An 11,479-nucleotide genomic window follows, 5' to 3' on the forward strand; every position below is an offset into this window, starting at 1 on the left:
AAGCAATCCGTCGGTTGCAGCAAGCCACCGATGCGGAAATGGTGTTCTATATTTATGTGACGGACAAGGATGATCGTCTGGTCGGGGTCCTTTCGCTCCGACAACTGATCACAGTCCCTCCGACCACTCCACTGAAAAATATCATGACCCGAGAGGTCATGAGTGTGGCGATCGACATGGACCAAGAAGAAGTCGCGCGCCAGGTAGCCAGCTATAACTTGCTGGCTATTCCGGTTGTAGAACGGGACGGCAAACTTGTAGGCATCATCACGGTTGATGATGTAGTCGATGTGATCCGAGAAGAAGCGACGGAAGACATGTTGAAAATGGCGGGGGCGATTGAAGAAGAAACGGGTTCGAAGTCTTCGAGCTTCGGCTCGGCGAAACTGCGATTGCCATGGCTCTTTACCAATTTGGTCGGCAGTCTCTTATCCGGTGCAATCCTTTGGTATTTTCGTTATACGATCCAGGAAGTTGTAGCGATCGTGAGTTTTATCCCCGTGATTGCAGCGATGGGCGGTAATGTGGGATTGCAGTCCTCGACACTGATTATTCGAGGATTGGCCACCGGCTCCGTGGAACTCACCCATGTATGGCCCGTCTTCTTTCGTGAAGCGAAGATCGGCCTGGTCATGGGATTGGCTTGTGGGGTGACGTTGACGCTGGTCGCCTGGGTTTTGCATCAAGGATTTTTGGGTATGGTCGTCGGAGCTTCGCTGATTATCGCGTTTTTGGTGTCGACCAGCATGGCGACGATTATGCCGATTCTCCTCAAGCGCGTGGGAGTCGATCCGGCCGTTGCGGCCGGTCCTTTTGTCACGACCGCTAATGACATCAACGGTATTACAATTTCCCTGACTTTAGCCACTATTTTCTTAGAGTATCTCCGATGACACGGATTAGCGGGTCCTCACGTTTCTGTCGCGGTAACGGGTGGAGAACGCCGTGCCTCTGGTAAAGACGACGGCGATCATCTTGCGGAGTCGTAAATGGGGCGAAGCTGATCGAATCATCACCTTCTATTCAAAAAGTCTGGGTAAAATCCGAGGCATAGCTCGCGGTGCCCGTCGTCAGAAAAGCCGTTTCGGGGGAGCGATTGAACCATTCAGTGTATGTCGCCTGAATCTATTCGAAAAAGCGGGGGACTCCCTGTTTCGGATTTCGCATGTCGATCTCGTACGGTCTTCTCAAGTGCTGCGGGAAGATCTTCGCTTGATGGCCTCGGCGGCACGGATGGTCAATGTCGTAGCAGCGATCACTCCGGATGGAGACCCAGACCCGCTCTTATTTGATACTCTGGAGCAAGGCCTTGCCGCGCTCCCCGAAAGTGAAGACTCGACCTTTACAGCGCTCCTTTTTCAGATCAGACTGCTGGGATTGACGGGGTTTCGTCCTCAGACCGATCAGTGCGCTGCCTGTGGAAAGACGAAGTTCGTCGGGGCACCTCATTTTTCTCCGATGGCCGGAGGTCTTGTATGCCTGACCTGTACCGCACATCAACGAATTCAATGTGTCGCATTCTCACGAGGCAGTCTTTTGTTTCTCCAGCAAGCCATTCGACTGGCTCCCACGCTACTCCCGCGGTTGCGAGCTACGGGGCAAGTGCGGAATGAGGTGGAGGAAGCGATCGAAGGGTACGTCACTGTTGTTGCCGGGAAACGGCTACCACCGGTTGACTTCCTATCGCTGGCATTGCCAGGATGAGCTAGGCACAATGAGAGGTGAAAACATGGCAGCCGCTGCTCTGGAGCCTCGAGATATGGAGTGGCTCGACAAGGGGGTGCTGGGAATCAAGTGGAGCGATAGCCACAAGAGCACCTATTCGGTTCGTTATCTGCGACAGCATTGTCCCTGCGCGGCCTGTGTTGATGAGTGGACAGGTGAGCGGCGTCTTAAGTCAGAAGATGTACCGATTTTGATTATGCTCCAGGATATCGAGCCGGTGGGACGTTACGCGTTTCAATTCAAATGGAGCGACGGTCACGATACCGGTATCTATTCTTATTCATTGCTAAGAAAATTGTGTCAGTGCGATATCTGTCAGCCGGTGAAACCGGTTGAGGCAAAGTCCAGACGGCTCATGTGAGGCAAGAACACAAGTGACCAATATTTTCCTTACCCCCATAAAGGCGATACGGTGTCTCAGTGGAGTTTTGATACTCGTATCGAGCATAGGTTGCAAGAGCATGCCAACCTTAGAGCAGCAAGAACTGTTGGTACAAGCCAATAATCTTGTACTGGATCAAATCACCCCCAGAGCCGTCGTCAACGCCTGGGGAAAACCGCCGCTGTATCATAGTGAGTTCAGCTATTTTTTTGTGATGCCGGACTTCAGTGTTATTCCTCGATCGCGGGTGGCGACAGGGGAGGCTCCTAGGGGGTGGAAGGCTGGTGTGCATGCGGGCGAAGGAGTATATTTCGCATACCCCGATCGTGGTTGGCTCCTCGTATTTCTCGATGATCGTCTTGTTTACAAGGAAGAGCTCAAAGCTGAGGATTTGCATGCCCTTGCAAAATCGTGGGCCTATCAGGATCGATTTAAAACCCGGCTTGACGAAGTTTACACACCCTAGTCCTAGGCATAATACCTCGCATGCCAGTATCCGGAGATGGATTGCACATTGTGATGGCCGCTTCCGAGGCCGTTCCGTATGCTAAAACCGGTGGATTGGCCGACGTGGTCGGCGCATTGGCGATTGAGCTGACCAAGTCGGGAAATCATGTGACATTGCTAATGCCGGATTACCGAGGTCAAGCAACCGTTGAGTCTCGCCAACTGGTCATGAGACTTTCTATTCCAGTGGATGGGAAGCTGGCAGCCGTAACGGTGGAAGAAGACAACGTACCAGTGACAGGTGCATTGCATCGGTTGAGGGTATTGTTTGTGCGGTACGATCCTTATTTTGATCGCCCGGGTCTCTACCAGCACGATCATCACGATTACCCGGACAATCTAGAGCGGTTTATCCTATTTTGTCGTGCGGTCCTCGAAATAGTGCGTGATTTGATCGAGACTAGAGAAGAGAAGGTTGATATCTTGCACTTGCACGATTGGCAGACAGCCTTGTGCGCAGTATATCTGAAAACTCTTCCTCATGAGTATAAGGTGCTTGAGCGGACGACAGTGCTCTTGACCCTGCACAACATGGGATATCAAGGAATCTTCCCTGGCCGACAGTTTATGAGGATGGGACTTCCCCCATCACTCTTTTCTCCGAGCGGGATCGAGTTCTATGGGTCGATTAATTGTCTGAAGGGAGGCATCATCTTTTCGGATGCTGTTTCGACGGTAAGTCCTACTTATGCGAAGGAGATCATGACCGCAGAACACGGGTGTGGTCTTGAAGGTGTATTGGCAAGCCGTACGGATGGCATCAAAGGGATTACAAATGGCATTGATATCGCTGCCTGGAATCCCGAGAGCGACCCCTACTTATCGGCACACTATACGGCCGCGGATTTGTCGGGAAAAGGAGCATGCAAGCGAGCGCTACAACGCGAGTTTGGACTGCCCAATCATTCCGTTCCCTTGTTAGCAGTGATTGGTCGGCTGACCTTCCAGAAGGGCTTTGATCTCCTGATAGAAGTGATTCCTGAGCTCATGTCCTTAGACACACAAATCGTCGTGCTCGGTACGGGAGATCACCATTTGGAACAACAATTCATTGCGATTAAAGCCAAATATCCGAATCGCATTGGTTTATGCCTAGGCTTCGACGAAGGAATGGCGCATCGCATTGAAGCTGGATCGGACATGTTAATTATGCCTTCTCGCTATGAGCCATGTGGGCTAAGTCAGCTGTATAGCCTTCGGTATGGGACGGTACCCATTGTGCGCCGTACAGGGGGATTGGCAGATACCATTGTTCCCTTTCGGCCGTCAACAGTCAAATCTAGGTCTGCAACTGGCTTCCATTTCATTGATACTTCGACTGATTCTCTGCTCTCGGTGCTCTTGCTCTCGCTTCATGTGTACAAAGATCGGCAGACATGGCAATCCTTGATCTATACGGGAATGAAGACCGATTTGTCTTGGGATCGATCGGCAAAACTTTATGTGGAATTTTATCGAGAATTGGGGAGAGGAGGAAGAGAGAGCTAGCGAACGTTGAACGAAACGTTGACCCCTGGCTCGAGCTTTGCCAGCAATGTCTTTGCCTTTAGAACGTAGTAAGAGCGTTCTTCCTTATGAAGCTTGATGACCGAAACTAGGAGATCACGGGCAATATCAGTCTGCCCTTGACTCAAGGCTAATTCTCCGGTGTGTAGCGCGCATGCAGCTGTCATCGCTTCCACATCGACCGCCGCTCGACTCGTGGGATTAGTCACTAGACGCTCAAGATGAGTTGGTAGCGGCAGGATAAACCCTTCGCTCATTTCTTGGTTTGCTGAACGCAGTTGGGTCAGATCTGAAGTTGCTTGGGCTAAGTCAGATGTAGATTTACAATCCGCATAGGTACTCCACAGTGACATGAAGCCGCTATTTTTTAGTTCTGTCAACTGGGATGAAGGACCGGTTGTGCACCCTGACGTAAGCAAGACTGCCCCCAATAACCCTACGGCCAGCCTTTCTCTGAATATGCCACAGTTCATAAGTCTATACCTCCCTCGGACCTTTAGGTCACTGCAAGTGATAGACCCAAGAAATATAGTCTCAACAACAAGAAAACTAAGAGAGTTTTAGGGGCTCACCGAGTAGTAATGTGTCAAACGCGATCCACTGTTGCGCTATTGACACAGTGAGAGGATATCGGAAGGCATTGGGGAAAATTTCAGGAATTGAAGATTTGGACGAGAATTCCAGTACGAGTGGTAGCGTTAGTCTTTCGCATAATGTGCTTAATATGTTCTTTTACAGTTTGTTCAGTAATCTGGAGAGCATTGGCGATTTCTTTATTGGTCCACCCTTTTGCGAGATGCTCAACGACTGATTGCTCGCGGTTAGTCAGCTGAAAACGTTCTCGAGCATGTTCTGTATTGAGGTTCTGTTTCCGCCCCAATTCTTCCATGGTAACCACAAGCCTGGCGTTTTGGATGCCTCCTCGATCCGGTAATCCAAAACCTCTAAGAAGGATGGGTTGATTAGGGTCGCCTGTTACACGTTTAAGTTCAAATTGTTCCCAATCCTTGGCTTCCGTGCGTATGTGAAGGGCTTTAATGATTTCCGCACAAAGCTCAGTCAGAGCGGTCGGGAGAACTCCATGCGCTGAAATTGTAGTAGTCCTCCCATGCTCGACGGCATTGATTTTTTTGGCAAGCTCTGTAGCTTGCCGATTCATATGTAAAAGTTGCATGGATGCCGACAGCACTACTATCCCAGATCCCGCCCTCTGATCAGCAAGGGCATCTGTTTGGTCAATACCTTTAACTGCTTCTGTCATAATACGTTAAGACATCACAATATTATTGGAACTAGTAGTATCGAGTCTCGCTTAGACACTGGAGCAGGGCATTAGATAATGTGGGAATAGTACCTAACCCTTTCGAGGGAGTCAACATATACCTTTGAGAATGCAGCCTACGTCATCGGTATTGTCAGTTCAGAAAGCGATAAATATATTCCCCATAGGCTTGAATTAGGGTGAGTGGCTAGTTTGAGCACAACCTACCGATATCTGAATGCCTATTTGCGGATAAAGACACTATTTGAACGGGAAATTGGGAGCGATTTCTTTTAGTGAGGGGAGGAATGGACGTGATGCCAATGGAATGGGACTGGCCGATAAGAGATAGCTATGAAAACCATAGTGAGCGGGTAGCACTGCTGAGACCAATCCTTTATGAGATGACAGCGCTAGAGACGGGGAATGGTAGTCTCGCTAAAGGAGGGAAAGCGCTATCGCTGAATATTAGTAGTGGAGGCATGTTAGTGCTTATGGACCAAGCTCCGAATATTGAACAGGTATTGAAAGTCTATGTCCCGACACCTATAACGATTGCTGAAACGCCAACGCTTGCTGAAGTGCGCTGGACAAGAAAGCTTCCGATTGGGGATTCGATCAGCCACGTCACGTATTTCGTAGGGCTTAAGTTCATGTTCTAGAATCTATCGCAAACTTACAATGTCCACGTGATCAGGCGTCAGTAGTGTGTGGGGATCGCAGCCCTGATCCTCAATATTTCCCGTGATCTGCCTTTACTCATGGCGACAGTTAAATCAGCGACGTTGGCTCGGGCTCCTCAATTCAGCTTTGAGATAGGTTGCAGCCCTGTACACAACGACTGAATCCATAAGGAGAGGATATCGAGAAAGATGATCGATTGTCATGGTGAATCTCTACTCAAAATTCGGTCATCAGTTTCGTATGTACTCCAATATTAGTTATTTATATTTAATTATTTAAGCTTGGTGCTTTTAAATCAGAGTTGCTAGGACCTATCTCAAAATTGGTTGAGGAGCATGGTGATGCAGGCGAACTGGAGAACTCGAGAAAATTGGCGGCGGAATACTCCCTGCGAATGAGTGGGTGCCGCTTCCATTGGAACTGAGCAAAAAAGCCTTCGACCAACCAGCGGCGTTCATGCGGCCGGAGTGACGACCATCTTGGGTCTTCAGTTTTCGTTTGGAACGATGCAGGGCAATCAGGTCACGCCACTTGTTTGAGGTCGGTATCGAGAGTCCATCACTGTCATAGGCCCGATCCCCATTGGGATAGCACTGAGGGCAAGAAGGGCCATTGCGCACCGGTGTTCAGGATCCAGAGTACTGTTTCCCAGGCCGCTCGGGTCGGCACGGGTTTGCGGCCGGGGCGGCTGTCCGGGATGTGCTCTTCAGGAAAGTGCTCCCGAATCCGCTCCCATTGCTCGTCACGCAGACGCAGCATGACCGGACTTAAGAGATGGAATTTCGTGCCATCAACTATTTTGAGATAAGTTCTAATCTTTCGATAATAGGAGAAATCTGAAAATAGCTCTTCAGCCAGCGACACATCTTTCATGTTGTCCGTGAGGGTGAAAGATCTGTATCGGCAAAGTGACGATTTCGATCTGCAGACTTCCGTGTCGATGAGTGGAGTGTCGATTGGAGCTTCACCAGGAAGAATGGCTGTTGTCTGTGAGAGAGCTTTCCCATAGCAGGTTGACTTGAGGGGCATAGTTTATTAGAACGTTAAAATTCGGTGGATGCCTGACGAAGCTAGATGGATCCAGCGCTATGAGCGATTTGTTTTTGACAGATTGAGATGCTGCGAGATGCAATGGTATGTATTTCGTAGAAGTCAAACCACAATAAGCAAGAAAGCAGGCCAAGCCAAGCAGAATACTCGATGAAAGGGAGTGGAGTATTTCTTGCCACTGTTGCAAAAACAGAGGATTATTGACGCGGCAAGGCGAGAAGCCGTTTCAATTATGGCGCGGCACGAGGTAAGGACTATAAGTGCCTCTCTCTTTCGCTGGGATTCGTCCGGATCAATCTATGGAATATGTGTACCGGAGAGGCCGAAGGAGCCTAGTAGCGGCAACGTGTTAATCAAGATCGCCTCTTCGTCGGGCCCGAAGCCGTGTTTGCAGGAGAAACGTCCGGACCTAAAGAAATGGTGCTTTTGCGCACATTTGCGCCAGGTATGAGTTGTGTCGGGAATCCACCAATTAATTCCATATGTAATTCCATATGCAGCACCATGAACGGAGATTCCTTCCAAGTCTAGGGACCTGGCGCTAAGAGAGGATATGAATATGAAGGCAATAATTCTTGCAGGAGGGTGGGGAACTCGACTATCCGAAGAGACGACACTGCGACCGAAACCTATGGTAGAAATCGGTGGAAAACCGATCCTGTGGCATATCATGAAGATTTATGCTGCTCACGGGATAAAGGAATTTGTTATCGGTCTTGGCTACAAGGGAGAGATGATCAAGGACTACTTCCTCAACTTCTATGCGTTCAATAACGATATTTCGGTCGACCTTGGGAGTGGAAAGACAACAATTCATGACGGGAAACGGCACGAAGACTGGAAAGTGCATCTCGTCGATACCGGTTTGCACACTCAGACGGGAGGTCGGCTCAAACAGTTAAAAAAATGGATAGGCGAGAACGAAACGTTTCTGTTTACGTATGGAGATGGGGTCTCAGATGTGGACATTCAAGCCACAATTAAATTCCATAAATCGCATGGAAAGTTAGCCACGGTGACGTCAGTTCTACCTCCATCTAGATTTGGGCGGCTTGTGTTTAACCACGACCATATCGTCGACTTCAAAGAAAAACCTCATGGCGAAGAAGGCTGGATCAATGGCGGTTTCTATGTTCTCGAGTATAAGGCCATTGATTACATTAAGGGGGATGAGACGGTGTGGGAGAGGGATCCCATCCAGCAGCTCACGAAAGATAATCAATTGATGGGCTATCGGCATGATCGGTTCTGGTCCTGTATGGATACTCTGAAAGAGAAGAATTACTTGGAGGAGCTGTGGCAATCGTCGAAGGCTCCTTGGAAGGTATGGTAAATTATTATTCCGACCTTAGTTCTTTCGGCTAACAGGTCCTTAAGCCGTCTAATATTCAACGTCAGTGGTGAATGCCGTCTCGTCGGGCATCCCACTAAGGAAATTGTGTCTGTGGTACAGCAAGTGTTAAATCGGAGTAGGATATGAAGATCTTAATTACAGGCAATATGGGCTATATCGGCCCGTTGGTACTGCGTCGTTTGCGAGAATCCCATCCTAAAGCAACGCTCATTGGCTACGATATGGGATACTTTGCCCATTGTTTAACAGGTGCTTCTCGACTCCCTGAAAGTTTAGCTGATCATCAATATTTCGGGGATATTCGACATGTTCCTGACCAGATTCTGCAAGGAATCGATGCTATCGTACATCTCTGTGCCATTTCAAACGATCCTATGGGTGCCATTTTTGAAAAGGTTACTCTTAATATAAACTATCAAGCGAGTATCGATCTTGCCTGGAAAGCAAAGCGAGCAGGCGTTAAGAGGTTTGTGTTTGCATCGAGCTGCAGTGTGTACGGATTTGCCGAAGGTGGTCCCCGCCGAGAAGAGGATACATTAAATCCTCTTACGGCATATGCCAAATCGAAAGTGCAAACTGAGCAGGACCTGGCATCACTTGCATCAGAAGCCTTCACAGCGACCTGCCTACGGTTTGCGACAGCGTGCGGCATGAGTGATCGGCTGCGATTGGATCTAGTATTGAATGATTTTGTGGCTGGCGCGCTTGTGTCAAAGCGCATCAATATCCTGAGTGATGGAACACCATGGCGCCCCTTGATTCACGTCAAAGATATGGCAAGAGCAATTGATTGGGCTGTGCAGCGAGACTGTCGAGATGGCGGATCCTTTTTAACAATAAACGTGGGAAGCGACGCATGGAATTATCAGGTAAAGGATTTGGCGGCAGCCGTAGCCAATCTTGTGCCGAACGTCGACGTTTCGATCAATAAGGATGCGCAACCAGATAAACGCTCATATCGAGTAAATTTTGACAAGTTCTCTAAGCTAGCGCAAGGATTTCTCCCTATGGTTGACCTTCAAAGTGCCGTGAAGGATCTTCATGATGGGCTTATGGCCATGCAGTTTCGCGACCATGAGTTTCGGACGGGTGAGTTGATACGGCTAGTTACATTAAAACGATTGCGGGAGAGTGGGCAGCTGACAGACGACCTTGTGTGGAAAGAACGAAGCAATGCTTGAAGGCGTTGTCGGTTGTCGTGTCGGGTATTGAGCGCGGCGTATCGTCCTGGTCAGTAGGAGGAATATCTGTATGGGGCAATCAGGATGTCGGTCTTGCGGTGCGACGCTTGAGCGTACGTTCGTCAATCTCGGTATGTCTCCACTGGCTAATTCCTACATCAAGCACGACCAATTGAATCTCATGGAGCCCTTCTATCCACTGCATGTATACGTTTGCGAGAAGTGTTTGTTGGTTCAGTTGAAGCAATTCTCAACGCCGCACGATATTTTTTCGGACTACGCGTATTTTTCATCATTTTCGGATTCTTGGCTGGCACATGCAAAAGCCTATGTAGACATGATAGTGGGCCGATTCAGATTAGATTCCAGCTCCAAAGTAGTGGAGATCGCCAGCAACGATGGATACCTTTTGCAAAACTTCGTGTCGCGAGGCATCTCTGCGCTGGGAGTCGAGCCTGCTTCCAATATCGCTGAGGTGGCGAAGAAGAAAGGGATTCATACGAAGGTGGCCTTTTTCGGAGAGAAGACAGCTTTGGATTTAGCTGCTGACGGGTGGGTTGCTGATCTGATTATTGGGAACAACGTGCTTGCCCATGTCCCGGATCTGAATGATTTCGTGAATGGGCTCAAGGTGCTGCTGAAGCCGAAGGGCCTGATTACCATGGAATTTCCTCACCTGCTTCAGCTGATGCAACAGAACCAGTTTGATACCATTTATCACGAGCATTTTTCCTATTTTTCTTTCTTGGCGGTCGAGCAAGTATTTACTCGCCGTGGAATGAAATTGTTCGATGTAGAAGAGCTATCGACTCATGGGGGGTCTCTACGAATCTATGCTTGCCACAATGACGATACTTCCAAGCCTATCGAGGCGCGGGCAAAGGAACTGAAATTGCGAGAGGAAACCGCTGGCCTCGGTCAGCTGAGTCATTACCTATCGTTTGGTCTGCGGGTTGAGGTAACGAAAAGAAAGTTCCTGTCCTTTCTCATTTCTGCGAAACAGCAAGGTAAGCACATTGTAGGTTATGGGGCTCCCGCAAAGGGTAATACGTTGCTCAATTATTGCGGGGTTCGAACGGACCTTATTGACTACACGGTAGACCGAAGTCCACATAAGCAAGGGCGTTTCCTGCCTGGTGTGCATATACCGATTTATGAGCCGGAACGAGTGCGAGACACACGCCCGGACTATCTCTTGATTCTTCCTTGGAATATTCGGGAAGAAGTTATGCGACAAATGAGCTACATTCGGGAGTGGGGAGGCAAGTTTATCGTTCCGATTCCTGAAGTACAAGTATATTCATGATTTTCACAGAAACCGTCCTCAAAGGGGTATTCCTGATCGATCCTGAGCCGGTACGAGATGAGCGAGGAATGTTCATGCGAACGTGGTGTCATCGAGAGTTCGAGGCTCATGGACTTCCGATCACCTGGGTACAGTCAAGCGTTTCATTGAACGTCCAGAAAGGCACTATGCGAGGACTTCACTATCAATCTGCTCCACATGAGGAAGTGAAGTTGGTTCGCTGCACGGCGGGCGCCATTTACGATGTCGTCGTCGATTTACGACCTGCATCGCCGACATATTGTCAGCATGTCGAAATAACGCTCTCCGCAGATAATCGCCGGGCTGTCTATATTCCGAAATGTTGCGCCCATGGGTTTCTCACACTCGAACAAAATAGCGAAGTATCGTACTCCATGTCAGAGTTCTATGTGCCTGCTAGCGCTCAAGGATTTCGTTGGGATGATCCTGCGTTCAAGATCGTCTGGCCTGCAACTATTTTAACCGTGTCAGAGAAGGATCGAACGTGGCCAGCATTTCCCAA

General features: G+C 49.1%; 13 protein-coding genes. 10 read left to right on the forward strand and 3 right to left on the reverse strand.

Features of this window, described 5'->3' with window-relative positions; translation table 11 throughout:
* The 5 genes from mgtE to glgA all read left to right on the forward strand — a co-directional run.
* A partial coding sequence (gene mgtE / locus ACOSYY_RS19525; RefSeq protein WP_421664616.1) for a magnesium transporter occupies window positions 1-893 on the forward strand: 893 nt, incomplete at its 5' end.
* A 52-nt stretch (window positions 894-945) separates the two neighbouring features.
* Entirely contained in the window at window positions 946-1,704 is a 759-nt protein-coding gene (recO, locus tag ACOSYY_RS19530) for a DNA repair protein RecO (RefSeq protein WP_421664617.1), read from the forward strand.
* Window positions 1,705-1,729: 25 nt separating this feature from the next.
* Window positions 1,730-2,086 (forward strand): gamma-butyrobetaine hydroxylase family protein, encoded by a 357-nt coding sequence (locus tag ACOSYY_RS19535; RefSeq protein ID WP_421664618.1) that lies wholly within the window; start codon window positions 1,730-1,732, stop codon window positions 2,084-2,086.
* 100 nt (window positions 2,087-2,186) lie between these two features.
* Window positions 2,187-2,573: a hypothetical protein gene (locus ACOSYY_RS19540; RefSeq protein ID WP_421664619.1), complete on the forward strand. Its 387-nt coding sequence runs from the start codon at window positions 2,187-2,189 to the stop codon at window positions 2,571-2,573.
* 53 nt (window positions 2,574-2,626) lie between these two features.
* Entirely contained in the window at window positions 2,627-4,102 is a 1,476-nt protein-coding gene (glgA, locus tag ACOSYY_RS19545; RefSeq protein WP_421664621.1) for a glycogen synthase GlgA, read from the forward strand.
* On the opposite strand, the gene ACOSYY_RS19550 is transcribed toward glgA, so the two are convergent.
* Together ACOSYY_RS19550 and ACOSYY_RS19555 are read right to left on the reverse strand one after the other, a co-directional pair.
* Window positions 4,099-4,377: a hypothetical protein gene (locus ACOSYY_RS19550; protein WP_421664622.1), complete on the reverse strand. Its 279-nt coding sequence runs from the start codon at window positions 4,375-4,377 to the stop codon at window positions 4,099-4,101. The two genes, glgA and ACOSYY_RS19550, sit on opposite strands and share 4 nt — an antisense overlap.
* A gap of 395 nt (window positions 4,378-4,772) precedes the next feature.
* The gene (locus ACOSYY_RS19555) at window positions 4,773-5,381 is read right to left on the reverse strand and encodes a response regulator transcription factor (protein WP_421664624.1); all 609 of its coding nucleotides are present in this window, start codon (window positions 5,379-5,381) and stop codon (window positions 4,773-4,775) included.
* A 308-nt stretch (window positions 5,382-5,689) separates the two neighbouring features.
* Between ACOSYY_RS19555 and ACOSYY_RS19560 the strand changes: the two genes are divergently transcribed.
* Window positions 5,690-6,043, forward strand: coding sequence for a PilZ domain-containing protein (locus tag ACOSYY_RS19560; protein WP_421664625.1), 354 nt, complete (start codon window positions 5,690-5,692; stop codon window positions 6,041-6,043).
* 586 nt (window positions 6,044-6,629) lie between these two features.
* Here ACOSYY_RS19560 and ACOSYY_RS19565 read toward each other — a convergent pair.
* Window positions 6,630-6,938 (reverse strand): transposase, encoded by a 309-nt coding sequence (locus ACOSYY_RS19565; protein ID WP_421664626.1) that lies wholly within the window; start codon window positions 6,936-6,938, stop codon window positions 6,630-6,632.
* Window positions 6,939-7,674: 736 nt separating this feature from the next.
* On the opposite strand from ACOSYY_RS19565, the gene rfbF reads away from it, so the two are divergent.
* The 4 genes from rfbF to rfbC form a co-directional block, all read left to right on the forward strand.
* Window positions 7,675-8,448, forward strand: coding sequence for a glucose-1-phosphate cytidylyltransferase (rfbF, locus tag ACOSYY_RS19570; protein ID WP_421664627.1), 774 nt, complete (start codon window positions 7,675-7,677; stop codon window positions 8,446-8,448).
* Window positions 8,449-8,591: 143 nt separating this feature from the next.
* Window positions 8,592-9,650: an NAD-dependent epimerase/dehydratase family protein gene (locus tag ACOSYY_RS19575; RefSeq protein WP_421664628.1), complete on the forward strand. Its 1,059-nt coding sequence runs from the start codon at window positions 8,592-8,594 to the stop codon at window positions 9,648-9,650.
* A gap of 70 nt (window positions 9,651-9,720) precedes the next feature.
* Complete coding sequence (locus ACOSYY_RS19580; RefSeq protein WP_421664630.1) at window positions 9,721-10,956, forward strand: methyltransferase domain-containing protein; 1,236 nt, start codon at window positions 9,721-9,723, stop codon at window positions 10,954-10,956.
* Window positions 10,953-11,479: dTDP-4-dehydrorhamnose 3,5-epimerase (gene rfbC, locus ACOSYY_RS19585; protein ID WP_421664632.1), on the forward strand; the 527-nt coding region annotated here is incomplete at its 3' end. The genes ACOSYY_RS19580 and rfbC, both read left to right, overlap by 4 nt.

The organism is Nitrospira sp. BLG_2 (assembly GCF_049222245.1).